This window comes from Nonomuraea sp. MTCD27, from assembly GCF_041950495.1.
Lineage (GTDB): Bacteria > Actinomycetota > Actinomycetes > Streptosporangiales > Streptosporangiaceae > Nonomuraea.
Map to the genome: position 1 here is coordinate 58,197 of NZ_JBGNUW010000007.1, position 26,199 is coordinate 84,395.

The 26,199-nt window shown below is 72.8% G+C and carries 27 protein-coding genes; 18 read left to right on the plus strand and 9 right to left on the minus strand.

Annotation, left to right across the window (positions count from 1 at the left end):
- Positions 1–20 precede the first annotated feature (20 nt).
- The gene (locus ACBJ59_RS21765) at positions 21–884 is read right to left on the minus strand and encodes an alpha/beta fold hydrolase (RefSeq protein WP_375112050.1); all 864 of its coding nucleotides are present in this window, start codon (positions 882–884) and stop codon (positions 21–23) included.
- 128 nt (positions 885–1,012) lie between these two features.
- Between ACBJ59_RS21765 and ACBJ59_RS21770 the strand changes: the two genes are divergently transcribed.
- Positions 1,013–1,444 carry a hypothetical protein gene (locus ACBJ59_RS21770; protein WP_375112051.1) on the plus strand — a complete coding sequence of 144 codons (432 nt, stop codon included), beginning with the start codon at positions 1,013–1,015 and terminating at the stop codon, positions 1,442–1,444.
- Here the strand turns inward: ACBJ59_RS21770 and ACBJ59_RS21775 are convergent.
- Positions 1,422–2,420, minus strand: a complete 999-nt coding sequence (locus ACBJ59_RS21775) for a DsbA family protein (protein WP_375112052.1) — start codon at positions 2,418–2,420, stop codon at positions 1,422–1,424. The genes ACBJ59_RS21770 and ACBJ59_RS21775 overlap by 23 nt on opposite strands.
- A gap of 75 nt (positions 2,421–2,495) precedes the next feature.
- Between ACBJ59_RS21775 and ACBJ59_RS21780 the strand changes: the two genes are divergently transcribed.
- The 5 genes from ACBJ59_RS21780 (at position 2,496) to ACBJ59_RS21800 (ending at position 7,885) form a co-directional block, all read left to right on the plus strand.
- On the plus strand, positions 2,496–3,077 hold the full coding sequence (locus ACBJ59_RS21780) for a TetR/AcrR family transcriptional regulator (protein ID WP_375112053.1): 582 nt from the start codon (positions 2,496–2,498) through the stop codon (positions 3,075–3,077).
- 287 nt (positions 3,078–3,364) lie between these two features.
- Positions 3,365–4,546 carry an MFS transporter gene (locus ACBJ59_RS21785; protein WP_375112054.1) on the plus strand — a complete coding sequence of 394 codons (1,182 nt, stop codon included), beginning with the start codon at positions 3,365–3,367 and terminating at the stop codon, positions 4,544–4,546.
- 355 nt (positions 4,547–4,901) lie between these two features.
- Positions 4,902–5,888: a small ribosomal subunit Rsm22 family protein gene (locus tag ACBJ59_RS21790; protein ID WP_375112055.1), complete on the plus strand. Its 987-nt coding sequence runs from the start codon at positions 4,902–4,904 to the stop codon at positions 5,886–5,888.
- 218 nt (positions 5,889–6,106) lie between these two features.
- Positions 6,107–6,604, plus strand: coding sequence for a hypothetical protein (locus ACBJ59_RS21795; RefSeq protein WP_375112056.1), 498 nt, complete (start codon positions 6,107–6,109; stop codon positions 6,602–6,604).
- 6 nt (positions 6,605–6,610) lie between these two features.
- On the plus strand, positions 6,611–7,885 hold the full coding sequence (locus ACBJ59_RS21800; protein WP_375112057.1) for an SRPBCC family protein: 1,275 nt from the start codon (positions 6,611–6,613) through the stop codon (positions 7,883–7,885).
- Positions 7,886–7,892: 7 nt separating this feature from the next.
- Here ACBJ59_RS21800 and ACBJ59_RS21805 read toward each other — a convergent pair whose 3' ends face one another.
- On the minus strand, positions 7,893–8,096 hold the full coding sequence (locus ACBJ59_RS21805) for a hypothetical protein (RefSeq protein ID WP_375112058.1): 204 nt from the start codon (positions 8,094–8,096) through the stop codon (positions 7,893–7,895).
- Positions 8,097–8,273: 177 nt separating this feature from the next.
- Entirely contained in the window at positions 8,274–9,482 is a 1,209-nt protein-coding gene (locus ACBJ59_RS21810) for an Ig-like domain-containing protein (RefSeq protein ID WP_375112059.1), read from the minus strand.
- A gap of 229 nt (positions 9,483–9,711) precedes the next feature.
- Between ACBJ59_RS21810 and ACBJ59_RS21815 the strand changes: the two genes are divergently transcribed.
- The 4 genes from ACBJ59_RS21815 (at position 9,712) to ACBJ59_RS21830 (ending at position 12,925) form a co-directional block, all read left to right on the plus strand.
- A complete protein-coding gene (locus ACBJ59_RS21815) occupies positions 9,712–10,323 on the plus strand; it encodes a LysE family translocator (protein WP_375112060.1) in 612 nt (203 codons plus the stop codon).
- A gap of 118 nt (positions 10,324–10,441) precedes the next feature.
- Entirely contained in the window at positions 10,442–11,161 is a 720-nt protein-coding gene (gene uppS / locus ACBJ59_RS21820; RefSeq protein WP_364133079.1) for a polyprenyl diphosphate synthase, read from the plus strand.
- 51 nt (positions 11,162–11,212) lie between these two features.
- Positions 11,213–11,983 (plus strand): GNAT family N-acetyltransferase, encoded by a 771-nt coding sequence (locus ACBJ59_RS21825; protein WP_375112061.1) that lies wholly within the window; start codon positions 11,213–11,215, stop codon positions 11,981–11,983.
- Positions 11,984–12,034: 51 nt separating this feature from the next.
- Positions 12,035–12,925 carry a pentapeptide repeat-containing protein gene (locus ACBJ59_RS21830; protein WP_375112421.1) on the plus strand — a complete coding sequence of 297 codons (891 nt, stop codon included), beginning with the start codon at positions 12,035–12,037 and terminating at the stop codon, positions 12,923–12,925.
- A 56-nt stretch (positions 12,926–12,981) separates the two neighbouring features.
- Here the strand turns inward: ACBJ59_RS21830 and ACBJ59_RS21835 are convergent, their stop codons facing one another.
- On the minus strand, positions 12,982–13,485 hold the full coding sequence (locus ACBJ59_RS21835) for a MarR family winged helix-turn-helix transcriptional regulator (RefSeq protein ID WP_375112062.1): 504 nt from the start codon (positions 13,483–13,485) through the stop codon (positions 12,982–12,984).
- Positions 13,486–13,576: 91 nt separating this feature from the next.
- On the opposite strand from ACBJ59_RS21835, the gene ACBJ59_RS21840 reads away from it, so the two are divergent.
- The 3 genes from ACBJ59_RS21840 to ACBJ59_RS21850 all read left to right on the plus strand — a co-directional run bounded on the left by ACBJ59_RS21840 (position 13,577) and on the right by ACBJ59_RS21850 (position 16,454).
- On the plus strand, positions 13,577–14,506 hold the full coding sequence (locus ACBJ59_RS21840) for an EamA family transporter (protein WP_375112063.1): 930 nt from the start codon (positions 13,577–13,579) through the stop codon (positions 14,504–14,506).
- Positions 14,507–14,546: 40 nt separating this feature from the next.
- Positions 14,547–15,410 carry an SMP-30/gluconolactonase/LRE family protein gene (locus tag ACBJ59_RS21845; RefSeq protein ID WP_375112064.1) on the plus strand — a complete coding sequence of 288 codons (864 nt, stop codon included), beginning with the start codon at positions 14,547–14,549 and terminating at the stop codon, positions 15,408–15,410.
- A gap of 261 nt (positions 15,411–15,671) precedes the next feature.
- The gene (locus ACBJ59_RS21850) at positions 15,672–16,454 is read left to right on the plus strand and encodes a maleylpyruvate isomerase family mycothiol-dependent enzyme (RefSeq protein ID WP_375112065.1); all 783 of its coding nucleotides are present in this window, start codon (positions 15,672–15,674) and stop codon (positions 16,452–16,454) included.
- 29 nt (positions 16,455–16,483) lie between these two features.
- On the opposite strand, the gene ACBJ59_RS21855 is transcribed toward ACBJ59_RS21850, so the two are convergent.
- Entirely contained in the window at positions 16,484–17,557 is a 1,074-nt protein-coding gene (locus ACBJ59_RS21855; protein WP_375112066.1) for a TetR/AcrR family transcriptional regulator, read from the minus strand.
- Positions 17,558–17,702: 145 nt separating this feature from the next.
- Here ACBJ59_RS21855 and clpX point away from each other — a divergent pair, with 145 nt between their 5' ends.
- On the plus strand, positions 17,703–18,977 hold the full coding sequence (gene clpX, locus ACBJ59_RS21860; protein WP_375112067.1) for an ATP-dependent Clp protease ATP-binding subunit ClpX: 1,275 nt from the start codon (positions 17,703–17,705) through the stop codon (positions 18,975–18,977).
- 156 nt (positions 18,978–19,133) lie between these two features.
- Here clpX and ACBJ59_RS21865 read toward each other — a convergent pair whose 3' ends face one another.
- The 3 genes from ACBJ59_RS21865 to ACBJ59_RS21875 form a co-directional block, all read right to left on the minus strand.
- Positions 19,134–20,363, minus strand: coding sequence for an IS701 family transposase (locus ACBJ59_RS21865; protein WP_375112422.1), 1,230 nt, complete (start codon positions 20,361–20,363; stop codon positions 19,134–19,136).
- A gap of 156 nt (positions 20,364–20,519) precedes the next feature.
- Positions 20,520–21,119, minus strand: coding sequence for a hypothetical protein (locus ACBJ59_RS21870; RefSeq protein ID WP_375112068.1), 600 nt, complete (start codon positions 21,117–21,119; stop codon positions 20,520–20,522).
- Positions 21,120–21,124: 5 nt separating this feature from the next.
- On the minus strand, positions 21,125–21,382 hold the full coding sequence (locus ACBJ59_RS21875) for a hypothetical protein (RefSeq protein ID WP_375112069.1): 258 nt from the start codon (positions 21,380–21,382) through the stop codon (positions 21,125–21,127).
- Positions 21,383–21,556: 174 nt separating this feature from the next.
- Here ACBJ59_RS21875 and ACBJ59_RS21880 point away from each other — a divergent pair, with 174 nt between their 5' ends.
- The 4 genes from ACBJ59_RS21880 to ACBJ59_RS21895 all read left to right on the plus strand — a co-directional run bounded on the left by ACBJ59_RS21880 (position 21,557) and on the right by ACBJ59_RS21895 (position 26,140).
- Entirely contained in the window at positions 21,557–22,228 is a 672-nt protein-coding gene (locus tag ACBJ59_RS21880; RefSeq protein ID WP_375112070.1) for a response regulator, read from the plus strand.
- 71 nt (positions 22,229–22,299) lie between these two features.
- On the plus strand, positions 22,300–22,683 hold the full coding sequence (locus ACBJ59_RS21885) for a response regulator transcription factor (protein ID WP_375112071.1): 384 nt from the start codon (positions 22,300–22,302) through the stop codon (positions 22,681–22,683).
- Positions 22,653–25,187: a sensor histidine kinase gene (locus ACBJ59_RS21890; protein ID WP_375112072.1), complete on the plus strand. Its 2,535-nt coding sequence runs from the start codon at positions 22,653–22,655 to the stop codon at positions 25,185–25,187. The genes ACBJ59_RS21885 and ACBJ59_RS21890 overlap by 31 nt, the downstream gene beginning before the upstream one ends.
- A 158-nt stretch (positions 25,188–25,345) precedes the next feature.
- On the plus strand, positions 25,346–26,140 hold the full coding sequence (locus ACBJ59_RS21895) for a putative protein N(5)-glutamine methyltransferase (protein ID WP_375112073.1): 795 nt from the start codon (positions 25,346–25,348) through the stop codon (positions 26,138–26,140).
- Positions 26,141–26,199: the final 59 nt, after the last annotated feature.

Consider the following 26,199-nt stretch of genomic DNA (forward strand, 5'->3'; position numbering starts at 1 on the left):
CGGAGGGCCACCCACTGCGGTCAGGGACCGAAGACGTCCGCCAGGAAGCCCGTCAGCGCCCGCGTCACCTCGGCGGGACGCTCCACGGGCGGCAGGTGGCCGGTCTCCGGCAGATCGATCCGGCGGGCGCCCGGGATGCCCGCCGCGAGCAGGCCGGAGACCTCCTGGATGCCGGGCACGTCCGCCAGCCCGTTGATCACCAGCGTGGGGGCGGCGACCTCGTGCAGGCGGGTGGCGGCGGGCGGGTCGAGGAGGCGTTCGGCGGACCTGGGGCCGGTCCAGGAGCGTTCGAACACCAGCCGGCACATCTCCACCGCCGCCGCCCACACCTCGCCGGAGAGCGCCTCGCGGCCGCGATCGGGGCCCGCGACCTGCCACAGCGTGTGCGCCTCGGCCATCGCGCGCACGTCGCCGGGATCCACGTGCCCGGCCGTGCCCGCGCGGTAGCGGGCCAGGCGGTCGGCCGGCACCGAGGAGTGCACCCGCTCGGCGGCCTGCTCCAGCATCTCGCGCGGCCACTGGTGACCGGCCAGGCCGGAGCAGATCAGGGCGAGCCCGGCGACCCGCGACGGCGCGGCGAGGGCGGCCTCGACGGCGTAGGCCCCGCCCATCGAGCAACCTGCCAGCACCGCCCGCTCCACCCCCAGCGCGTCCATGACCGCCAGCAGGTCCTCGTGGTGGCACACCTCGCCCTCCGCGTCACCGGACAGGCCGTGGCCGCGCCAGTCGTAGCGGATCACGCGGTAACGCCGCGCCAGCGCCCTGAACTGGTGCTCCCACATGCGCATGTCGGCCACCCCGGCGTGCACGAACACGACGGTGCCCGGCGGTGTGCCGGGCCCCGCGTCCTCGTACGCGATCTTGATGTCGTCCACGATCGGCATGCCCCGAACGCTAGTGCGGCGGCGGGCCGCGCGGCCCGCCTGTTCGCCAGGGGCACAGCTCCGGCGGGGGAGGCGGCTCCCCCGCGTGGGGGAGCCGGGAGGGTGCGGGCCGGTGACAGGGTCGACGGGTGAAGATCGCGGACGCGGGCATCGCGTGGACCGGACTGTACGTGGCCTCGAAGGTCGTCTTCGCCCTGGAGGGGCGGCTGGGGGTGACCGGCGGGCCGAGGGTGTCGCCGGACGCCTACCTGGCCTACGGGCCGGGGGAGGTGGCGTTGGCCCAATGGGGCAACGCGGGTGCCGGGGTGCTGGTCATGGTGATTCTGCTGGCCGGGCGGCTCCGGATCCGGCGGCGGTGGCCGTACGCGGGGGTGCTGACCGCGCACTGGCTGTGCGCGGCCGTGGCCGCGGCCGGGGCGGCGGGCATGCTCGGCGGCGCGGCGCTCACGGACCGCGGGGGCGCGGCCTTCGGCGCGTACTGCGCCGGGTGGGCCGCGCTGCTCCTCCTCGCGGCCCGTGACCTGCGGCGCAGGGGTGTTACGCGTAGTCCGGCGTCATGACGGCGGCCAGGGTGAGGTGGGAGGCGGCCTCCTCGTGCCGGCCCTGCCGCTGCAGCGTGCGGCCCAGGAGGTGGCGGGCGTAGGAGTCGTCCGGCGACTCGGCCACCAGCGACTCCAGCGCCGCGCGCGCCCGGTTGAGCTGGGCCGAGGCGAAGTACGCCCGCGCCGCCAGCAGCCGCACGCCGCGGTCGTCCCCGTGCTCGGTCACCAGGGGCCGCAGCAGCGTGAGAGCGCCCAGGGGGTCGCGCTGGTCGAGCAGCGACTCGGCCCGGCGCAACCGCTCCACCTCCGCGGGCAGGCGGCGCGGAGCGTGCCGGCTCGCCTCCTCCAGGAACTCCCTGATCGTCTCCGGCGGCTGCGCGCCCTCCAGCGCCAGGTCACCGGCCACGATCGTGGGCGAGGTCCGCACGCCCTTGGCCTTGCCGACGAGCAGCAGCTCCCGCACCAGCTCGGCCCCGGGCAGCGTCTGGCGCGCGGGATCCGGCTCGCCGGTGTAGCCCGCCTCCTCCGCCAGATCCGCCTCGGCGGCGATCGCGGTCAGCACGGCGAGGTCGCTGATGTCCTGGAAGTCCACGAAATGGGCCCGCAGCACCCGCTCCACGACCCGGCCCTGCAGCTCGGCGCCGCCCTTCTCGTACGCCAGCGCGATCAGCCGGTGCGCCTCCAGCGTGCTCGCCCGCCACTCGGAGCCCCACTGCGGCCCCAGCCCCTCGGCGGCGGCCACCTCGGCCACGCGCTCCCGGTTCTCGGCCGGGGACAGCCCGGGCGAGCAGGTGCGCAGCGCCTCGTCGGCCACGGGGTCGAGCAGCACCTGCGCCATCGGCACGGCGCGCGCGGGCGCGGACGGGTCGATCTGGTACGGCCGCCAGACCACCTCGACCGGCTCCCCCTCCCAGGAGGCGAGCGCCTTCTCCAGCCGCCGCTTGCCGATGTGGGCCCACCCGCAGACGACATCCGCCCAGATCTCAATTCGCATGCCATCAAAGTATGCGACAAATGTCTATTAGTCAACACATGTCGTATATGCAATGAATGTCGTATAGTTGCGGTTGTGAACTCGGACGATCCGCGCGCGCAGCGCACCCGTACCCGGCTGAAGGCAGCGGTGCTGGAGCTGGCCGCGCAGCAGGAGCTCGCCACCATCACGGTGTCCGCGCTGGCCAAGCGCGCGGAGGTGAACCGGGCGACGGTCTACCTGCACTACCCCGACGTGGACTCGCTGATCACCGACGCGATGGAGGAGGCCGTCGCCGCGGTCGCCAGGGCGGCCGCCCTGTGCCCCCTCGACGCCCCCCGCGACCGGGCCCCCGACCCGCTGGGCGAGCTGTTCGAGCACGTGGCAGGCAACGCCACCATGTACGCGCGCATGCTCGGCCCCCACGGCAGCGCCCGCTTCGCCGCGCGCATGCGCGAACGCCTCACCGCCGAGCTGTCCGGCCGCTTCGCCGGCGGCAGCCGCCCCGCCGGGTGGGACGACGTCCCCGTCGACGTGCACGCCGCCTACCTGGCCGGGGCCCTCGTCGGCGTGCTCGCACACTGGGTGGCCGGGGAGCGGCCCGAGCGCACCGACGAAGCGGCGCTGGCGTTCTGGCGGCTCTTCCGCAACGGCTGCCAGGCCGTCCAGGGAGGATGACGGCCGGTCTGGCCTGGAGGGGGGCGGTAGTTCAGGGGGATGGCCGCGGTCCTACCATTTGTGCTGTCGAATGTCCGATAATGTCCCCGATTGACATCGCCATTGATGGGGGTTCGTATGCGCCTCGCCAAGGTCTGTGCCGCCGCTTCCGGGCGAGGGCGTACCACGTCGTAGCAGGTCGCCGTCGGGATCGTGCCGGCGGGCGAATGCTCCTCGCCTGAAGCGGTCGCTCGCATAACCGACCGTTTCTCCCCTTACTCCTGCGAGGAGCTCTTTTGCGTGCCTCCATGTCCGCGCGCCTCGGCGCGGACTTCTCCAAGCTGTGGACGGCCTCGGCCGTGTCCAACCTCGGCGACGGCATCACCATGGCCGCCGGGCCCCTGCTCGTCGCCTCCCTCACCGCCGACCCCGCGCTGGTGGCCGGCGCCGCGTTCGCGCAGCAGCTGCCGTGGCTGCTGTTCGCGCTGGTCAGCGGCGCGTACGTGGACCGGCTCGACCGCCGCCGGCTCATCGTGGCCGTCAACCTGCTGCGCGGACTGGTGCTCGGCGCCCTGGCCGTCTCCGTGGCCACCGGCTCGACCGGCATCCCGGTCATCTACCTGGCGTTCTTCCTGCTCGGCGTGGGCGAGACGCTGGCCGACACCGCCTCGGCGGCCCTGCTGCCCGCCATCGTGCCGCCGGAGCGGCTGGCCTCGGCCAACGCGCGGCTGATGGCCACGTTCACGGTCGTCAACCAGTTGCTGGCCAAGCCCGTGGGCGCCGGGCTGTTCGCCGCGTCGGCGGCGCTGCCGTTCGGGGTGGACGCGGTGTCCTTCGCGGTGGCCGCGGCGCTGGTGGCGACCGTACGGCCGGCGCCCGCGCGGCCGTACGAGCGGGGCGGCGGGCTGCGCGCCGAGATAGCGGCCGGGCTGCGCTGGTTGTGGCGGCACCGGCTCATGCGCACGCTGGCGCTCGCCATGGGGCTGGCCAACGTCGTGTTCTGCGCCGCGTTCGCCGTCTTCGTGCTCTACGCGCGCGAGCGGCTGGGACTTTCCGAGATCGGGTACGGGGTGCTGCTCACCACGTTCGGGGTGGGCGGGCTCGTCGGGACGGGGCTCGCGGCCCGGCTCGGGGCGACGGCCCTGCTGCGGGCCGGGCTCGTCGTCGAGGCCGTCACCCACGGCGTGCTGGCCGCCACCACCGTGCCGGTCGTGGCCGCGGTGGTGCTGGTCGTGTTCGGGATCCACACGATGGTGTGGGGCGTGATCGTCACCACCCTGCGGCAGCGGATCGTGCCGGCCGGGCTGCTGGGGCGGGTGGCGAGCGTGAGCGCGCTGTTCGACTACGGTGGCGCGGCCATCGGGTCGCTGCTGGGCGGCCTGCTCGCGCGCACGTGGACGATCACGGCACCGTACTGGCTGGCCTGCGCCGCGACGGCGGCCATCGCGGCAGCCGCCTGGCGCCCGCTCGCCCTGGCCCGCCCGTCATGATCGCCTCCACCCACCCCGGCCGGCGCCGTGTGATCGCGCTTGCCCGCCCAGACCTCCGCTGCGCGCTCGCGCTCGCGCGACGGCCTGGCCCGCCCGGCACGGTCGCGCCCGCCCGCCGCGGCCGGCGCCGCGTGATCCCGCCTGCGCGCCACGGCCCGCGCCGGGCGGCCCCGTCCGCACGGTTCACCCGGCGCCGGGTGAACCGTCCGCACGGTTCACCCGGCGCCGGGTGAACCCGTCCGCACAGGTCGCTCCGCGCCGGGTGACCTCGTCCGCGCGGTTAGCCCCGCGCGCCGGGTGATCGAGCCCGCCCCGCCCTACCTTCCCCTTTGTCCACGTCAAGGTGAATTCAGCCATGCTCCCCGATGCCCTCAGAACGGCCCTCGACCAGACCCTGGCCCGCTTCTCGCCGCAGGAACTGTCCGACTCCGCGGCCAAGCTCACCGAGCGCTACCGCACCGGCGCCGCCACCGGCCTGTCCACCGGCGGCAACCACCTGCGCTCGCGCGCCGACATCGCCGCCTACGCCGCCTACCGCATGCCCGCCACCTACGCCGCCGCCGCCACAGCCATGCGCCAGGCGGCCACGCTGACCCCCGGCTTCGAACCGCGCAGCCACCTCGACGCCGGCGGCGGCACCGGGGCGGCGATCTGGGCGGCGGGCCAGATATGGCCGTCCCTCGAGAAGGTGACGGTCATCGAACACGACCCCGACATCATCGACCTGGGCCGGCGCCTGGCCCGCGGCTCGGCGGCCCTGCGGGACACGACCTGGCGGCGCGCCTCCATCACCCCAGGACTCGACCGGCCTTCGGCCGACCTGGTCACCATGTCGTACGCCCTGGGCGAGCTCCCCGAGAACGAACGCCCCGACGTCGTACGCTGGCTGGCCGAGGACGCCGCCATGGTGATCATCATCGAGCCCGGCACCCCGGCCGGCTGGGCCACCGTCTCCGCCGCCCGCGACGTCCTGGCCGCCCGCGGCCTGACCATCGTCGCCCCCTGCCCCCACGACGGCCGCTGCCCGATCGAGCCGGGCCGCGACTGGTGCCACTTCTCCGTACGCCTGCCCAGAACCGCCCTGCACCGCCGCGTCAAGGCGGGCACCCTCAGCTTCGAGGACGAGAAGTTCTCGTACGTGGCCGCCACCACCACCGCCTGGCCCCGCCCCGCCGCACGGGTCCTGCGCCATCCGCAGAAGCGCAAGGGCCTGGTCTCCCTGCGCCTGTGCACGGAGGGCGACGGCATCCGCGACGTGCTCGTCTCCAAGCGGCAGGGCGACCTCTACCGCCGCGCCAGGGAGGTGGACTGGGGCGACGACTGGCCCGGCACCGCCTCGTAGCCGGCCCCCGCCTCGGCCGCCCGCAATTGTCGTCCCTTACCGCCGCGTCCGCCGCGCGTTTCCGGCCCGCAAACCTTAGGCCTGCACAAGACCAAGCAGGATTGTCCGTTTTATGGGCATATGCGTGTTTTGGTATGCCAGCCGAGGGCATGGACGAACCGGCTGAAGGGGCCGGTCAGAGGCGGGAGTCGACGGGGCCGGTAGGTAAGGAGCATGCCATGAAGGACACGGGCAAGGTGGCGTTGGCGGCCATCGGCGGCTACTGCCTGGGCAGGCAGCGCAAGCTGCGGATGGCGATCGCCCTGGCGAGCGCCGGCGCCGTGCGCAAGATCCGGCGGGACCGCGGCGGGCTGGTGGAGCAGGGGCGCACAGCACTCAGCTCCTCCCCAGAGCTCGCCGACCTGACCAGCCGGCTCAAGGGCGAGCTGCTGGACGTGGCGAAGGCCGCGGCCGTCGCGGCGGTCACCAAGCAGATCGAATCCCTCACCGCGAGGCTGAACGAGCAGACCGAGACGCTCGGCCAACCGGAGGCGGGGGAGCGGGCCCAAGAGGACGAGAACGCCGAGCAGGAGGCATCCGAGCAGAAGCCCAAGGCGCGGGTGCCGAAGCCGCGCGCGCCGAAGCTGCCCAGCCGGACGGTCGGGGAGCAGGCCCGGGCACGGATGCCGGGCGCCGGGCGCAAGCGGTCGTCCACATCGAGAGGGACAGGGGAGTGAAGGGCGATGACCCAGGCCACGAAACTGGCGGACAAGGCCGTCAGCCAAGGGCAGCAGGCCGCAGAGAGCACACCAGCGGGTAAGGCGATGCCGGAGCTGCCGACCGGGCAGCTCACCTCCGCCCTGCAGGACCTCACGATGGCCCTGGCGCAGCGGGCGCTGACGGCGACGACCGGCAAGATCGAGGGGTTGACCGGGCGGCTCGGTGAGTACGCGGAGGGCAGCGGATCGAACCTCCTGGGCGCGATCACCGGCTCGGACAAGTCGATCGCGGGTTCGACGCTCGCCGGCGCGGCGAAGGGGGCGTTGAAGGGCATCTTCAGCAGGAAGGGCAAGGGGAAGAACAAGGGCGGCAAGAAGCTCAAGGTCACCAACATCGTCGAGACGATCGACATCGGGGCTCCGCGCCGGATCGTCTACAACCAGTGGACCGAGTTCCAGGACTTCGCCAACTTCATGAAGAAGGTCGAGAACGTCAACCAGGAGTCGGACGAGAAGCTGGCCTGGAAGGCGCAGATCTTTTGGTCGCACCGTACGTGGAAGTCGACCATCCGCGAGCAGATCCCCGACGAGCGGATCATGTGGCGCTCCGAAGGCGACAAGGGCTACGTCGACGGCGCGGTGAGTTTCCACGCGCTCACCCCTGACTTCACCCGCGTCATGGTGGTCCTGGAGTACCACCCGAAGGGGCTCTTCGAGTACACGGGCAACCTCTGGCGCGCCCAGGGCCGCCGGGCCCGGCTGGAGCTCAAGCACTTCGCCCGGCACGTCATGACGCAGGTCATGCTGAAGCCGGACGAGATGGACGAGAGCGGCTGGCGGGGCGAGATCCGCGAAGGCAAGGTCGTCAAGGACCACGAGACGGCCCTCGCCGAGGAACGCGAGGAGGCCGAACCGGGCGAGGAGGAAGAGCCCGAGGAAGGCGAGCAGGCCGAGTACGAGGAGGAGCCCGAGGAGGGCGAGGAAGCCGAGTACGAGGAGGCCGAGGAAGAGCCCGAGGAGGAGGAGCCCGAAGAGGGCGAGGAGGCCGAGTACGAGGAGGCCGAGGAGGCCGAACCGGGCGAGGAGGAGCCCGAGGAAGGCGAAGAGGCCGAGTACGAGGAGGAAGAGGAGGAGCCCGAGGAGGGCGAGGAAGCCGAGTACGAGGAAGAGGCCGAAGAGGAAGAGGAAGAGCCCGAGGAGGAGCCCGTGGAGGCGGCCCCGCGGAGCCGCACCCCCGCCCGGCCGAGGCGCGGCGAGCAGGGCGCACCGTCCCGCCGCCGCTCACCCGCCCGCAGGTGACCGGCGATCACCTCGTCCTTTGCCTGGCGGCCCGGCGAGCGTCGGGCCGCGCGAGGCCCGCCGGCTCCTCCAGCGGCTCCTCCAGCGGCTCCTCCAGCGGCGAGGTGCTCACTTCTTCCCGGGTGGATTCGTGCAGCCCGCCGATCGGCGGAACGCGCCGGAAGCGTGCGATGGTGCCGGTCGCCGGTGTCCGCCGATCGTGGCCGGGCACCGGGTGTGGCGGTGCTCGCCGTGTTGTGGTCGCGCTCGGCACGTACGGCCGTCGTGGGCCGCGTGAGCTCTGCCGCGCCGCACCGGGCGGGACAGGCGCGCACCGGCCGCTGGGTGGGCGCGACGGGCTGGTCGTTGCGTGATCCCACGCGAGAAGGCCTTCGGCCACCGCCGGGGGTCAGGCGTCGGTCGATGTCCTGAGGGCGCTGCCCGCCAGCCACTCCTCCCACGACTTGGTCCAGGGCGTCGGCCCGTTGCCGAACCTGAGCTTGCGCGACGTCCCCGTGACCTTGATGATGTCCCCCCGCTGGGTGAAGTTGTAGAACCAGCGGGCGTTGGACGTGCTGGCGTTCACGCATCCGTGGCTGACGTTGCGGTTGCCCTGCGCGCTGGTCGACCAGGGTGCGGCGTGGAAGAACATGCCGCTGTAGGTCATCCGGACGTTCCACTTGGTGTGGTGGAGATACTCGCCCGGGATGCCGACGGTGGCCGAGTCCATGAGGAAGTCCGCCGCCTTCTCCTGGGCGATCATGGTGCCGGAATAGCTCTCGTAGCCCGGCTTGCCCAGGCTGACCGGGATGGTTCTGACGACCTCGCCGTTCTTGCGCACGACGGCCCGGTGGGTCTTGTTGTGGATCGTGGTGATGTGCTCGGGGCCGACGGTGAAGGTCACGGTGCGGTCCTTGGTGCCCCACAGGTTCCGGCCGATCCGCAGGCCGGCCAGGTGGGCGACCACCGTGACCTTCTCGCCGGTCGGCCAGTATTCGCGCGGCCGGAACTGCACCTCCCGGTCGCTCACCCAGCTCCACGTGCCCTCGACCGGCTTGGACATCTGGACCGTCAGTGACCGCTCGACCGCGGCCCGGTCCTTCTGCTCGGTCACCGGCTTCGACAGCAGGAGCTGGATCGGCATCCCGATGCCGACCTTCTCGCCGTCCAGCGGCGCCATGCCGCTCTCCAGCACCCGCTGCGGCTTCAGCGTGGTGAACGCGGCCCGCTTCGTGATCACCTGCGTGCCGTCGGGGCTGGTGGCCCGCGCGTTCACCGTGTACGCCGTGGCCGGCTTCAACGGCCACCTCGGCCGCCACGTCCCGTCCGCGCCCAGGCTCCCGCTGACCTCGCGCCCCTTGGCGTCGGCGACGGTCAGCTCGGTGACCTTGCCGTCGGTGACCCTGACGCCGATCCCGGTGTCCGGCGGGACCTTCTTCGTGCCGTCAGCCGGCGTGAGGGACAGTTGGGGCGGCGGGACGTGCGCCTGCGGCCTCTGCGGCGGGCTGCTGGAGCCGCCCGAGGTGCATCCCGCGGTCACGAGCAGCACCACCGTGAACGTGCTGACGAGTATGGTGCCGCCGTTCCGCATCGTCGATGCCTCCAATTCTCCTGACACATAGGCATATTTCGGACTAGGTAGCCCCTTGGTGAGACGAGGAGTGTTATCCCCGTAACTGACAGTAATCATGCCGAGATTCTCGGACCGGTGGCGCGATGGTCGGCGATCATGTGAAGAACCCCGAGATGCCCCGGCGCAGACTAAAACCAATCAAGATTGACATAGAAGGCGGGGGAGTGGTTGGGTGCCAGTGACAGCACTCCCGCCTCCTGAAAGGCCGCCGGCCGTGAGCATCGAGTTCCTGCTGACCTCGCTCGTCATCGTCGTCACCCCCGGCACCGGCGTGCTCTACACGCTGGCGGCCGGGCTGTCCCGCGGCGGGCGGGCGGGGGTCGTCGCCGCGTTCGGCTGCACGCTCGGCATCGTGCCGCACATGGCCGCCGCCGTCACCGGCCTGGCGGCGCTGCTGCACGCCAGCGCCGTCGCCTTCCAGGTCATCAAGTACGCGGGCGTGGCGTACCTGCTCTACATGGCCTGGAACACCCTGCGCGAGCGTGGCGCGCTCAGCGTGGAGGGGGAGTCCGAGCCGCGCCCGGCGGCCAGGGTGATCGCCGACGGTGTGCTCGTGAACATCCTCAACCCCAAGCTGTCGATCTTCTTCTTCGCGTTCCTGCCGCAGTTCGTCAGCGCCGGCGAGCCGGCCGCGCTGGCGCGCATGCTGGAGCTGGGCGGCGTGTTCATGCTGCTGACGTTCGTGGTCTTCGCCGGGTACGGCCTGTGCGCCGCCGCCGTCAGGAACCAGGTGATCTCCCGGCCCAAGGTGCTGACCTGGATGCGGCGCGGGTTCGGGGCGGCGTTCGTGGCGCTGGGGGCCAAGCTGGCGCTGACCGGGCGGTGAGCCGGGCCCGGAAATCGGGAAAGATCGCATTCCGGTCCGCCGCCCGCGCCATCCTTGGAGGGTGCAGACGACAAACCTCCTTCACTCCCTCTACGCCCGGCGCCTGCGGCGGCACGTCATGGCGGGCCCGCTGCCCCGGCACGTCGGCCTCATCATGGACGGCAACCGGCGCTGGGCCAGGCAGATGGGCATGGCCAACCCCAGCATCGGCCACAAGTACGGCGCCGAGCACATCGAGCACGTCCTGTCGTGGTGCGAGGGGCTCGGCATCCGGCACGTGACCGTCTTCCTGTGCTCGACGGAGAACCTGCAGCGCCGCGGCGACGAGGAGGTGGCCTTCCTGCTGCGGGTGATCGAGCAGATGGTCACCGACCGCTTCGACCGCCCCGACGCCCGCTGGCGCGTCCACGTCGCCGGAATGCTCGACATCCTGCCCGACACCACGGCCCGGGCGCTCAAGAGCGCCGTCGAGGCGACCCGCACCTGCGAGACGGGGTTCCACCTCACCCTGGCCATCGGGTACGGCGGCCGCCAGGAGGTCATCGAGGCCCTGCGCGAGCTGCTGTACGAGCGGGCCGAGGCCGGCCAGTCGATGCTGGAGCTGGCCTCCGACCTGTCCGTGGACGACATCGCCCCGCACCTCTACACGGCCGGGCAGCCCGACCCCGACCTGGTCATCCGGACCAGCGGCGAGCAGCGCATGTCCAACTTCCTGCTCTGGCAGTCCGCCTACTCCGAGCTGTACTTCTGCGAGGCGTACTGGCCGGCGTTCCGCGAGATCGACTTCCTGCGCGCGCTGCGCAGCTTCGCGGCCCGCCAGCGCCGTTACGGCGGCTGACCCGCGGTTAACCGGTTGCCCGGAGGCGGGTGCGACTGGTGGGGTGTGCGGGTGAATCGAGATGAGGTGCTCGCACTCTTCGACCGGGAGCTGCGGCGCGAGGCCGCCCCCGACGGCCCGGAGAGCAAGGTCGAGCGGGTCGGCGACGTGGTCCGCCAGGTGGGTCCCGAGCACGCCTGGAACGGCGTCATCTGGTCCGGCCTCGGCCCCGGTGACGCCGACGCGGCCATCGCCGAGCAGGTGCGGTTCTTCGGGGCGCTGGGGCGGGCGTTCGAGTGGAAGCTGTACGACCACGACCGGCCCGCCGACCTCGACCGCCGCCTCCTGGCCGCCGGCTTCACCGCCGAGCCGGCCGAAACGCTCATGATCGCCGAAGCCGCCCCGATCGCCGGCGCGGGCGTGGTGGTGCCGGACGGCGTCCGGCTGGAGCCGGTGAGCGGCCGGGACGGCGTCGAGCGGCTGGCCGGCGTGCACGAGATCGCCTTCGGCGCCACCCACGACCACATCAGGGAACGCCTGCCCGCCCAGCTCGCCACCGGGACCGTCGTCGCCGTCCTCGCCCTGGCCGGCGACGTGCCCATCAGCGCGGCCCGGATGGACCTGCACCCCGGCACCCGGTTCGCCGGCCTGTGGGGCGGCGGCACCGTACCGGAATGGCGCGGGCGCGGCGTCTACCGCGCGCTCGTGGCCTACCGGGCCCGTGAGGCGGTCGCGCGCGGCTACGACTACCTGCAGGTGGACGCCTCCGACCAGAGCCGCCCCATCCTGGCGCGGCTCGGCTTCACGCCGCTCACCACGACGACGCCGTACGTCCATCCGTGAGTACCCTTGACTGACCTGCCACACCCCATCACCCACGAGGAGACCGGCACGTTGCCCGCGACGAACCCCCGGGAGCTCGGCCTGCTGGCCGACTGCGAGAGCTGTTTCGGGCTGTGCTGCGTCGCCCTGCCGTTCTCGGCCTCGGCCGACTTCGCGGTCGACAAGGACGCCGGGCAGCCCTGCCACAACCTGCGCGACGACTTCCGCTGCTCGATCCACGAGCGGCTCAGGGAGCGCGGGTTCACGGGATGCACGGTGTTCGACTGTTTCGGGGCCGGTCAGAAGGTCTCGCAGGTCACGTTCGAGGGCCGCGGCTGGCGGGAGGCGCCGGGGACGGCGCGGCAGATGTACGCGGTGTTCCCGGTCATGCGGCAGCTGCACGAGCTGCTGTGGTATCTGGCGGAGGCGCTGACGGTGGAGGCCGCCCGGCCGATCCACGCCTCGGTGGCCGAGGCCCTGGAGGAGACGGAGCGGCTCACCCGGGAGAGCGCCGACGTGCTGGAGAAACTGGACGTCGCGGCGCATCGGGCCCGGGTCAACGAGCTGCTCCTGCGTACGAGCGAGCTGGCGCGGGCCGGGCACGACGGCAAGGAGCGGCGCGGCGCGGACCTGATCGGGGCCCGGCTGAGGGGCGCCGACCTGCGGGCCGCCAACCTGCGCGGGGCCTATCTGATCGGGGCCGACCTGCGGGGCGCCGACCTGCGGCAGGCCGACCTGATCGGGGCCGACCTGCGGGGCGCCGACCTGTCCGGTGCCGACCTGTCCGGCGCCGTCTTCCTCACCCAGGCCCAGGTCAACGCCGCCAAGGGCACCCCTGCCACCCGCCTGCCCGCCGCCCTCACCCGGCCCGCCCACTGGACGGCGGAGGGCCCGGGGGAGAAGCGGGGAAACGCCACACGCCCATCCCCGGCCACACCCCGCCGCCCCCGGCGCCGCCGCTGACGCATCCGTCCGCCGCCCTCACCCGCCGTCCCCGCTGACGCATCCCCCCGCCGCCGTCACCCGCCGCCGGTGGTGTCCCCCAGCGACTCCAGCAGGTCGCGCAGCGTGCGCGCGAGGTCCTCGCGGCGCTCCCCGGAGAGTGCGGCCAGCACCCGGTGCTCCGTCGCCAGGTGGTCGGGCAGCACCCGTTCGATCAGCGCGTAGCCCTCCTCGGTGAGCGTCACGTGGACGCCGCGCCCGTCGGACTCGCTCGGCGTGCGCTTCACCAGCCCGCGCGACTCCAGGCGGTCCAGCCGCTGGGTGACCGCCCCCGACGTGACCATGGACGCCCGCATCAGCTCGGCGGGCGTCAGCCGGTGCGGCGGTTCGCTGCGGCGCAGCGTGGCCAGCACGTCGAACGAGGCCCGGTCCAGCCCGTGCGCCGCGAACGTGCGGCCCAGCTCCGCGTCGATCAGCCGGTGCAGCCGCGAGAGCCGCCCGATGATCCCCATCGGGGAGACATCCAGGTCGGGCCGCTGGGCGTGCCATTGCTCCAGGACGAGGTCGACGTGATCAGCCACCGCTCCAGCCTACCGATGTCTTAGCGCTGAGGTAAATCACGTGACAAGTCGCTTAGTGCTGAGATACTTTGTCTTAGTGCTAAGCAATCGCATGGGAATCGTCCTCGTGACCGCGCTGACCCCCGCCATCTGGGGGACCACCTACCTGGTCACCACCGAGCTGCTGCCGCCCGGCCGCCCCCTCCTGGCCGCCGTGATCCGGGCCCTGCCCGCCGGTCTCCTCCTCGTCGCCATCACCCGCCGGCTGCCGAAGGGCGTCTGGTGGTGGCGGGCCCTGGTGCTGGGCGCGCTGAACATCGGGGTGTTCTTCGCGTTGCTGTTCGTGGGGGCGTACCGGCTGCCCGGCGGGGTGGCGGCGACCGTCGGCGCCATCCAGCCGCTGCTGGTCGCCCTGCTGGCGGCCGGGCTGCTCGGCGAGCGGCTCACCCTGCGCACCACGCTGGCCGCCGTGGCGGGCGTGGCCGGGGTCAGCCTCCTCGTGCTGCGCGCCGACGCGCGGCTGGACGCGCTCGGGGTGGCCGCCGCGCTCGGGGGCGCCGCCGTCATGGCCGCCGGGGTCGTGCTCAGCAAGCGGTGGCAATCGCCCGCCCCGCTGCTGGCCTCCACCGGCTGGCAGCTCGTCGCGGGCGGCCTGCTGCTGCTCCCGGTGGCCCTGCTGGTCGAGGGCCCGCCGCCGGCCGCGCTGACCACCGCGAACCTCGCCGGGTACGCCTACCTCACCCTCATCGGGGCCGCCCTCGCCTACGCCCTGTGGTTCAGGGGGCTGCGGGTGCTGTCGGCCACCAAGGTCACGTTCCTCGGCCTGCTCAGCCCCGTCGTGGCCACCGCGCTCGGCTGGCTCGTGCTGGGCCAGGACCTCACCGCCGCCCAGGCGCTCGGCGCGCTCGTCGTGCTGGCCGCCCTCGTCGTCGCCCAGCTCCAGCCCTCCCGGCCGCGCCCGCTGCCTCGGGCGTCCTCGAACCCCGCCCCCGTGGTGGCCCGTCGCCCCGGCCTGGTTCACGGTGGCGTATCGGACGAATAGGGTCGTGGATCACCGATCGCGAGCATTGGAGGAGAGCGGCATGACCATCACCGCGTACACCGTGACAGACCCCGTCGCCGAGCACGGCGAGGGACCCGTGTGGTCCGGCCGGTGGGGTGGCCTGCGGTGGGTGGACATGCTGGCCGGCGACGTGCTCGCGCTGGGCCCGGGCGGCGAGGTGCGCCGCCGCCACGTCGGCGCGGTGGCCGCCGTCGTACGCCCCCGCACCTCCGGCGGCTACCTCGTCGCCGCCGAGCGCGAGCTGCTGCTGTCCGACTCCGACGACCTGGACGCCCCGCTGCGCTCCCTGGGCGAGGCGTGGACCGACCCCGCGATCCGCATGAACGAGGGCGGCTGCGACCCCGACGGCCGCTTCTACATCGGCAGCATGGCCTACGACGCCGCCCCGGGGCGCGGCTCGTTCTACGTGGCCGGGCCCGGGGGCGGGCTGAGCGTGGTGCTGCCCGGGGTGACGATCTCCAACGGGTTCGGCTTCAGCCCGGACGGGCGGCTGGCCTACTACGCCGACACCGCGACCGGGCGCGTGGACGTGCTCGACTACGACCCCGAGGGCGGGCTGACGGGGCGGCGGCCGTTCGCCGTCGTGGACCCGGAGCGGGGCGCGCCCGACGGGCTGACGGTGGACGCCGAGGGCGGCGTGTGGGTGGCGCTGTGGGAGGGCGGGGCCGTGCACCGCTACGACGCCGGCGGGCGGCTCGACGCCGTCATCACCCTGCCGGTACGCAAGGTCACGGCGGTCACGTTCGGCGGCGAGGACCTCGACCGGCTGTTCGTCACCACCTCCGCGCTCGGCGTGGACCGCGCGGAGCAGCCCGAGGCGGGCGCCGTCTTCGCGGCCGACCCCGGCGTCCGCGGCCTCCCGGTGCTGCCGACCACCCTCTGACGGAGCTGGTGGGGGGCGACGTCCAGCGCGCGCCCGCGGACGGGAAGGGCCGTCTGCGGCGTCAGCCGGCTTTCCGGCGAGCGGCCGGGGTGCCGGCGTGGGCGTCGCCCATTGCTTGGACAGCTCATCCGGGCCCGGCGGTTCCATCGATTCGATGATCCATTGACAGAGCGGCGATGCGGTGCGCGCACCGCCTGCTCGACCGGCCGGAGGGGCCGCGCCGCGCGCCTGGGAAAGGAGCCGCGTCGGTAGCGTGAGGGCATGACCTCCTTGGGCTTCGAACGCTGCTGCGACGAGATCGTCACCCAGACGGACCTGCTGAGATCACACGTCAAGAACGCCGACATGACGGCACCCGTGCCCACGTGCCCCGGCTGGAACCTGGGCCGGCTCCTGCGCCACCTCGGCGGCCACCACCGCTGGGCCGAGACCGTCGTGCGCACCCGGGCCACGGAGCCGGTCCCGGACGACGTGCTCAACGACGTGTCCGCGTACACCGACGAGGACGCCGCCGTGCTGGACTCCTGGCTGGCGGAGGGGGCCGAGCGGCTGGCGGAGACGCTGCGCGAGGCCGGGCCCGACGTGCGCGTGTGGTCGCCGGCGGACGAGCAGGCGACGGACCGGTCGCCGCGGTTCTGGGCACGGCGGACCACCCACGAGACCGTGGTGCACCGGGCCGACGCGGCGCTGGCCGTGGGCGCCGACTACGCGGTGGCCGAGGAGGTGGCGCGCGACGGGCTGGAGGAGTGGCTGCACTTCTCCACGGTGCCGGAGGCGTACGAGGGGGTGCCCGGGCTGCTCGGGCCCGGCCACACGCTGCACTTCCACGCCGACGGGGCGGCGGGGGAGTGGCTGGTGGACCTCACCGGCGAGGCGCCCTCCTGGCGGCACGCGCACGAGAAGGCCGCCGTCGCGGCGCGCGGCCCGATCACGGACCTGCTCCTGTACGTCTACAACCGGCCCGCCCCCGGCATCGAGCTCATCGGCGACACCGCGCTGCTGGAGCTGTGGCGGCAGAGCGCCGGCTTCTGGCTGGAGGCGTAGGGGACGGGGCCGGTGAAACGGGGACAGCGTCAGTGACGGGCGGACGCGGCGGCGTGGCACGCGCCGAAACCCTCGGCACGCAGGGCGATCCGCCCGGACTCCACCCGGATCGCCACCTCCGTCATGTCCCGCGGCGCCGCCACCCCCGCAGCCGCCGCCAGCGCCCCCGACTCGTCGAACACCACCCGCAACCGCGGCCACGCCGCCCGCGGGAACGCCTGCCGCAGGCACGTGACCACCTCGGCGAGCACCAGCCGGGCCAGCGGCAGCAGCTCGCCGGGCGCGCTCGTCACCACGACGGCGGTGACCTCGGCCCCGGGCGGCGCCGCGCGTACGGCCTCCTCGGCGGCCGACAGCCGGTGCAACCCGAGCACCGCCACCACCCCGTCGCGCTCCAGCCGGGCCGGCCCGCCGCTGACCGCGTCCACCGCCCGGCCCGGCGGCGACCAGGCCCCGGCACCCTCCCGCACCTGCGGGAGCATGGGCGCCACCGTCCACCGGTCGCCCAGGTCGAGGCCGGCGAGCTGCTCGCACACCCGGATCAGGTCGAACGGCTCCACGAACCCGGGTGCAGCGCCCGCGAGCTGCCCCGCCCCTTGCAGCACCGTGAGCACGGCCTCGGCCAGCCGCACCTGCCGCCCGTCCGGCTCCCCGGGCGCCCGCAGCCGCTCCACGGCCAGCCCGAGCAGGATCGCGTTCAGCCTCATGAGCTGCGCGAACGGCTTCCACGTGGCCTCGTCGGCGAGGATCTCGGGCAGCAGGCCCGTGCCCAGCCTGCTCGGGGCGTGATCGTCGTCGCCCATCAGCGGCAGCCGGGTCGCCCACACGCGTGCCACCGCGGCCAGCGCCTCGCGCACGCTGCGCGCCGGCTCGACGCGGGCCGTCACGGGGGCGCGCTCGGCCAGGTCGGCCAGGACGGCGAAATAGAGCGCGCGCTTGCCGGGAAAGTTGGAGTAGACCGCCCCCCGGGTGAGGTCGGCGCGCTCGGCGATGCCATCGATCTTCGCGTCCCGGAATCCGCGCTCAGCGAACTCCTGCCTGGCCGCGGCCAGCACTTTCGCGCGATTGCGCTCCTGGGCCTCCGCTCTGGTGAGCCGGACCAAGCGTCCTCCTCGTTGCCGTACGCTCTCGGCTCAAGATACCGTGAACATCCAGATGATGGGATCATGCGAAAATGCGGAGCGGGGCCATGAAGGACGTGCTGGAGATCGACGTGACCGATCCGCGCCGGGCCGGCTGAGGCGCCCGATGGCACGAATCGGCAAGAACGGCGACGCGGTGGGCTGCTCGTTCTGCGGCAAGAGCCAGACCGAGGTGCGCAAGCTCATCGCGGGCCCGCCGACCGTCTACATCTGTGACGAGTGCGTCGGCCTGTGCAACGAGCTCATCACCGAGGAACGCGCGGCGGAGGGCCGCGGCGAGGCCAGGGAACTGCCCCGGCCGCGCGAGATCCACGACTTCCTCGACCAGTACGTCGTCGGCCAGGACCAGGCCAAGCGCGCCCTGTCCGTCGCCGTCTACAACCACTACAAGCGCGTGCACCGCTCCTCCTCTCCGGGCGGGACCGCGGAGCCGGAGCCGATCGAGCTCGGCAAGTCGAACATCCTGCTCGCCGGGCCCACCGGCAGCGGCAAGACGCACCTCGTACAGACGCTGGCGCGGCTGCTCGACGTGCCGTTCGCGATCGCCGACGCCACCGCGCTCACCGAGGCCGGCTACGTCGGCGAGGACGTCGAGAACATCCTGCTCAAGCTCCTCCAGGCGGCCGGCCACGACGTCGCGCGAGCGCAGACCGGCATCGTCTACATCGACGAGATCGACAAGATCGCCCGCAAGAGCGAGAACCCGTCGATCACGCGTGACGTCTCCGGCGAGGGCGTGCAGCAGGCGCTGCTGAAGCTGCTGGAGGGCACGGTCGCCGGGGTGCCGCCGCAGGGCGGCCGCAAGCACCCGCACCAGGACCTCGTCCAGATCGACACGACGAACGTGCTGTTCATCGCGGGCGGCGCGTTCGCCGGGCTGGAGGAGATCATCGAGCGGCGGGTCGCCCGGCGGGGCGCCGGCTTCAACGCCGTCCTGCGCGACGGTGACGACGACGTGCTGTCCCAGGTGATGCCGCAGGACCTGCTGAAGTACGGGCTCATCCCGGAGTTCGTCGGGCGCCTGCCCGTGATCGCGCCGCTGCGCCCGCTGGACCGCACGGCGCTGATGCGAATCCTGACGGAGCCGCGCAACGCGCTGATCAAGCAGTACCGGCGGCTGTTCGAGCTCGACGGGGTGGAGCTCGAGTTCGACGAGGGCGCCGTGGCCGCCGTCGCCGAGCAGGCGCTGCTGCGCCGCACCGGCGCCCGGGCGGCCCGCGCGATCCTCGAGGAGGTGCTGCTCAACGTGATGTACGAGGTGCCGAGCCGCGACGACGTGGCCCGCGTCGTGGTCACGCGCGACACGGTGCTCGACAACGTCAACCCGACCCTGGTGCCCCGCGGCCACCGCGGCCCGGAACGCCGCGAGAGGTCGGCCTGACGCGATCCGGACGAGGGCCCCGACGACCACCCTGCTCAGGCCGCACGGGCAGCAGGGGCGCGCCCGGGGGTCGGAAGGGCGGTGGGCTCGGGTGGCGTGGAGCCGCACCGCCCCCGGATCCGGGGCGGGGCCTATTACTCCAGTGACACTTCGCGATCATGGTTCGGATCTGCGCTGGTAGTGGCAGTGCCGGGCGGTGGCCTGGTGGCGTCGGCGCCAGTCTGACCAGCGCAGAAGATCCGCGACGGAGCGGTGCCGGGTCAGCACGAGTGCGGCGAGCAGCCGGCGGATCTCGGGCAGGGTCAGCGGGATGCGGTCGTCGGCGGTGCTGGGTGGCTGGGCGGCGGCGATGGCCGTCAGCACGGCCAGGGCGAGCAGAGCCAGGGTCATGTGACGGTGCCAGGCCGTCCAGCCGCGCACCTGGTAGTGGTCCAGGCCGACCTGGCCCTTGGCAGCCTGGAAGGACTCCTCCACCGCCCACCGGGCTCCTGCGATCTTGACTAGGGCCGTCAGCGGCTGCCGGGCGGGCGCGTAGCAGCGGTAGAACGCCAGCTCGCCGGTGGTCAGGTTGCGCCGGATCAGCAACCACCGACAGCCCTGGGCCTCGCGTTCGTCGATCCGGGCCCAGGCCCAGGCATACCAGCGCGGCCCTTTGGCGCCCTGGCCGGCGCGGTAGCGGTGCCAGTGCCGGTCGGCCACGCGCGTGGCAACCTCGGCCGCGCTCACCTGAACCCCCTCGAGCTCGACGCGCCGGTTGCCCGCGATGGCCAGCACATATCCCATCCGGCGCTGCTCCAGGGCGGCGCGCAGGCGCGGGTCCTGGCCGTAGACCTCATCGCCGGTCAGCCAAGGAGCGCTCACCCCCGCCTCCAGCGCAGCCAGCACCATGGCGGTGGCCAGCGCGGGCTTGGTGGCGAAGCCGGTCTCGTCCGGGATGCCGGCCGCCCGGCACCGCCCGCGGTCGGCCAGCCACGTGTGCTCCGGCAGGTAGAGCCGCCGGTCCAGCAGCGCCCGCCCGGCCGGAGTGGCGTAGGCGAGGAACACGCCGACCTGGGAGTTCTCGATGCGGCCCGCGGTGCCGGTGTATTGCCGTTGCACCCCGGCCGATCCGGTGCCCTTCTTGACGAAACCGGTCTCATCCACGATCAGCACGCCGCCGGGGCCGAGCCGGTCGACGACGATGTCCCGGACATCATCGCGCACCTGATCGGCGTCCCAGCGGGCGGTGCGCAGCAACCGCTGCAACGTCTGCGGCCCGCTCAGCTGAGCGTGTTCGGCCAGGTTCCAGCAGTTCTTACGGTCAATGTCGGCCAGCAGCCCGCGCACGTACGCGGTCGCGGCGCGACGGGGTTCGACGCGGCCGAACCGGCCGGCGATCCGGGCCATCAGCTCGTTGAAGATGACCATCCAGCCGTCAGGGTCTACGCTGTGGCTCGCGGTCACCGCACGATCTTTGGTTGTCTTCACAAACTCCGAATGATCACGCGGTGGCCGTCGCCATGCGACCCCGACCCCTCAAGATCGCAAAGTGTCGCTGGAGTACTATCCGGCGAGCTTCTCCAGCGGGCGTCCCGCCCCCGGCTCGCCGTCGTCGCCCCACGTCCCCGCCCCGAGCACCACGCCCCGCCGCACGATCTCCACCGTGACGAACTGCGCCCGCCCCGGGTGCCGCCGTACCCGTACGGAAGCCGCGCAGCAGGCCGCCGCTATTTCCCCCGCGAACGCCTCGAAGTCCTCGGCGCAAATGCCGGCCCGGAGCAGAATGAAAGCCCTTTCCCCCAAGTCGGTCGGCGTTATCCAGAGGATCAGCGGAATTCTGTTCTTTCGGGTGTGCATGGACGTCTCCAGGCACACCCGCTGCAGCCGGTGCCGGGAAAACAGGCACCAGAAGTGGCGCCGAATCCATTTGCGGCCGACCGGCACCGTGGCGGGGACCGAGACGCTGCCGGCGAGCGCGATCGGCGCCCACCACAGCCCCTGGCCCACGGCCGCCGCGATCACGAACCCCGCGGCGGCCACCAGCGCGGCCAGCGCCAGTTCCGTACGCCACCGCCACAGCACCACCAGCGACCCGGCCCCCGGCACCGGGTACGCCCCCTCGACCGGCGCGTACGGGTTGCGGCGCATATTACGCATGGACATGTCGATCAACTCCTGACAGCGGAACGTACCGGTGCTTCCCCGGCCGCGCGGAGCTCCGCGACCCGGGCCGCCTTGAGCGCGTCGAAGCGCGGATCGCGATATTTCCGGGAGCCGAAGCCCGTCTTGGTGACCGTCCACCCGTACCGGCGGGCCCGCTCGTCGTGCTTCGCGTACAGCGCCCGGTCGACGCGGACCAGCCACGCGCTGATCCGGGACCTGATTCGCGATACTCCCTCGGCGACGTCCAGCATTTCGGCCCCCACTTCCCCTCCGTCTCGGCCCTAGCTGAAACCCCTGATATCCGCTCGCAGGTTCACTGCCGTTGTGCCAAGTTTCCCGCGCCCCCGCTAATTCGGCGATAAAGGTGGCTTCCGAGTCCGTGGTTCGGTTTTCCGCACCCGTTGAGCATTCGGGGTGCGGCGGACTACGTTGACGGGGTGACCTCCTTACGGATGGTGATCGCCGAGGACAATTTGCTGGTCCGGACCGGCATCCAGGCGCTGGTCGCGACCGAGGCCGATGTGGCGGTCGTCGGCGCCTGCTCGGGCTACGACGCGCTCATGGCCTGCGTCGACGAGGAGAAGCCGGACGTCGTGGTCTCCGACATCCGCATGCCGCCGACCATGAGCGACGAGGGCATCAGGGCCGCCACGGCACTGCGCGACACCCATCCGGAGGTGGCCGTGCTGGTGCTGTCGCAGTTCCTCGACCCGAGCTACCTGCTGACTCTGATCGCGCAGGGCAGCAGCAGGCGCGGATACCTGCTCAAGGAGCGCATCGCGGCGCCGGGCGAGCTGATCTCGGCGATCCGCACGGTGGCCTCCGGCGGCTCGTTCATCGATCCGGTGGTCGTGGAGTCGCTGGTCTCGGCCAAGGCCCGCAACGACGCGGGCCCGCTGCGGCAGCTCACGCCCCGCGAGCGCCAGACGCTCGCCGAGGTCGCCGCCGGCCGGTCGAACCTCGCCATCGCGTCCGCGTTCAACGTCTCGGAGCGGGCGGTGGAGAAGTACATCAACTCCATCTTCCTGAAGCTGGGCCTGCGCGGCGACCGTGACACCAACCGGCGGGTCAAGGCGGTCCTGATGTTCCTGGACTCCCCGCCCGGGTGACCGCGACAAAGCCGAAGATAGTGATGGTGGCACCACCGACACGGCGGCGATCCGATGCGACGATCAGGTCTGTGGAGCAACATCTCGTGCGCGTGCTGGTGGTGGACGACCTGCCGTCGTTCCGCCGGGCCGTGGCCGGCGTGATCGCCGTGGCGGACGGGTTCGTGCTGGCGGGGGAGGCGGTCAGCGGCGAGGAGGCCCTGGAGTTCATCGAGGACGAGGCCGTCGGGATGGTGCTGATGGACGTGAACATGCCCGGCATGGGCGGCCTGGAGGCGGCGCGCCGGATCCGGTGCCGCCATCCGGACATCACGGTGGTCCTGCTGTCGGTCAACAACACAGAGGATCTGCCTCGTGACGCGATGGTGATGGGGGCTCATTATCGGCACAAGGACCGCTTCGGCCCCGACGAACTGGAGGCGCTGTGGAGCGACGGGGGGCGCGTGAACTCTTAGCCGGCCTGCGGGGACACGAGATCATCGAGATAGGCGCGCCCGAGTGGGAGCGGCTGCGCACGTACATCCAGGCGGATCTGGCCGGCGTCCTGGTGGCCGTCGGCTGGCTGATCGTCCTGCGGCTCCTGGTGGTGGACAACCCCTGGCTCGTCGTGATCGTGTCGTTGCTGCTGGTCATGGCGGGGTTCCTGGTCCGGGCCGTCCAGCTGATCCACCGGTTCCGGCGCTTCGCCGCGGTCGTGGTGTTCGCGCTGGCGAACTGGATCGTGGCCGTCGCGGTCACCTCGATGGTGCCGTTCGCGCTGTCCACGCTGGCGCTGGCGGTGCTGCTGCCGGTGCTGGTGGCCGTACAGCACATGAACCACGCGCGGCTGGCCGCGATGCTCGGCGCGACCATGCTGGTCGGTACGGCGCTGGTGGTCGTGGGCACCGTGCACGGCGGGGTGGGGCTCGAGGACCAGGTGCCGCCGGGGGTCACCCACGCGCTGGCGATCACGTTCATCCCGTTCATCACGATCCTGGTGTCGCTGGCCGCCTGGCAGAACCACGGGATGCTGGTCGCCAGGACCGAGGCGCTGCAGGAGTCGCGGGCCCGGCTGGTGGCGGCGGCCGACCGCGAGCGCTGCCAGATCGAGCGGAACCTGCACGAGGGCGCCCAGCGGCGCCTGATGGCCGCCGCCGAGCAGACGCGGGAGGCCCGGCTGCTGCTGGACACCGACCCCGCCCAGGTGGCCCCGCTGCTGGCCCGGCTGTCGGACGACCTGCAGGAGGCCAGCGCCGAGTTGCGCGGCCTGGCGCACGGGATCTACCCGCCCCAGCTCGGCCAGTACGGCCTGGAGACGGCTCTGCGCGCGGTCGCCCAGCACGCCCCGCTGCCCACCACGGTCCGGGCCTTCGGCATCGGCCGCTACCCGCCCGAGATCGAGATCAACATCTACTTCTGCCTCCTGGAGGCCCTGCGGAACGCGAGCCGGCACGCCGGGGACGGCGCCACCGTCACCATCACCCTCCAGGACCGCAACGGCCTGTCCTTCGACTTCCGCGACACCGGTGCCGGCTGCTTCCCCGACGCGATCCACCAGGGCACCGGCATGATCAACATGACCGACCGCCTCGGCGCCATCGGCGGCACCCTCACCATCGACACCCGGCCGGGCGGCGGGATGCGCCTGCACGGGCACCTGCCCCGCGCCGTGCTGGAGAGCGCGGGCGTGCAGCGTGCCGCCGAGGAGCGCGGCGGCGCCGTACGGGCCGCGCTGGAGGCGATCTGGTACGTCGTCGCCCGTCTCTACACCGACCTCCAGCGCAGCACCCACCCGCATCCCCACCAGTACATCGCCACCGGCCTGTGGGCCATCCTCGGCGTCGCGCTCGCAGCCGGCGCGCTCTCTGTCGCGATGTTCCCCGGCGCCCGCATCCCCTGGCTGCCGGCCCTGGCCGCCGGCTGCGGGACGGTGGCCCTGCTGATCGTCCTGGCGCTGCGCGTGGTCAGGCGCGACCGCATCGAGCGGGCCATCGGCATCTCGGCGGGCATCACCTGGTGCTACGCGCTCGCGCTGACCGCGATGATCCCGTCCGCCCTGCCGTACGCGACGCTGGTGACGGTGTCGCCGGTGCTGCTGTCCGTGGCGTACCTGCCGCGCCGGCGCTTCAAGGTCATCATGGGCTGTACGATCGCCACGGCCGTCGCCGTCACCCTGGCGGGCCGGTTCCTGCCCGGCGTCGGGTTCGAGCGCAACGCCCCCGGCTGGGTCGTCTCCGCGACCGTCATCGTCCTGGTCGTCCTGGGCCTGACCAGGGCCTCCTACCTCGCCTGGCACAACCACGTGATGCTGGTGGCCCGGGCCGAGGCGCTGCAGGAGTCGCGGGGCCGCCTGGTGGCCGCGGCCGACCGCGAACGCCGCCAGATCGAGCGCGACCTGCACGACGGCGCCCAGCAGCGCCTCGTGGCCGCGGCCGTGCAGTCGCGCGTCGCGCAGCGGCTGCTGGCCACCCAGCCCGCCGACGTGAGCCCGCTGCTGGCACAGCTGTCGGAGGACCTGCGCGAGGCCGGGGCGGAGCTGCGCGACCTCGCGCACGGGATCTACCCGCCGCAACTGGCCGAGTCTGGGCTGGAGGCGGCGCTGCGCGCGGCGGTCCGGCACTCCCCGCTGCCGGCCGAGATCCACGCCCACGGCATCGGCCGCTACCCGCCCGAGATCGAGATCAACATCTACTTCTGCCTCCTGGAGGCGCTGCAGAACGCCGGCAAGCACGCGGGCGAGCACGCCACGGTGGCCATCGAGCTGCGGGACAAGGACGGGCTGTCCTTCGACTTCCGCGACACCGGCGACGGCGCCAGCCCCGACCTGCTCAGGTCCGGGCACGGGATCACCAACATGTACGACCGCCTCGGCGCCATCGGCGGCACCCTCACCATCGACACCGGTCGCGGGGCCGGTCTGCACCTGCACGGGGTCATCCCGGACGCGGCCGCTCCGGTGGCGGGGGACGGGAAGACGTGAAAAGCGCTCTGGTACTGTGACGGTCTCGAAGCGATCGTCCCTGGGAGGTGAGACCCATTACCGCTGTGTCAGGCTGGGTGCTCCCTTCCACCGGCCGCGCGCGGCCCACCGGGATCAGGTGACCGCGGGAGCGCCCATCGGCATCCCGAAAGGCTCCCATGTCGGTTTTTTCATCATCTATCCCTACTTCTGTGATCGTCGCCCGGCTCCGGGCGGCCGGCTGCGTGTTCGCCGAGGACGAGGCCGAGCTGCTCGTCTCCACCGCGCCCACCGCCGGCGACCTGGCCGCCATGGTGGAGCGCCGCGTCGCCGGTGAGCCCCTCGAACACGTGCTGGGCTGGGCGGAGTTCTGCGGCCTGCGCGTGGCCGTGGAGCCCGGGGTGTTCGTGCCCCGGCCGCGTACCGGCTTCCTCATCGAACGCGCCGTCGCCGTGGCGCGGGAGCTTCCCGGCACGCCGGTGATCCTGGACATGTGCTGCGGGACTGGTGCGATGGGCGCGGCGGTGGCGGTGGGTCTGGAGCGGTCCGAGCTGCACGCCGCCGACCTCGATCCGGCCGCGGTGCGCTGCGCCCGGCGCAACCTGGCCGGGGCGCACGTCCACGAGGGCGACCTGTACGACCCGCTGCCCGCCACGTTGCGGGGCCGGGTGGACGTGCTGATCGCCAGCCCGCCGTACGTGCCGTCGGAGTCGGTCGGGTTGCTGCCTCCCGAGGCGCGGCTGCACGAGCCGCTGATGTCGCTGGACGGCGGCGCCGACGGGCTCGACGTCGTGCGACGGGTGATCGCGCAGGCGCCCGGCTGGCTCGCCCCCGGCGGCCACCTGCTGGTGGAGACGAGCTCCCGCCAGGCGGCGGCCACGGCCGAAGCGGTGACGGCCGCCGGCCTGACGGCCCGGGTGGCGACCTCCGACGAACTGGACGCCACCGCGATCATCGGCACCCATCCCGCCTGATCCCCGACCACCGCCCCGACCACCGCCCCTGGCTGGTCACGGCCGCCCGCCCGGGGTGC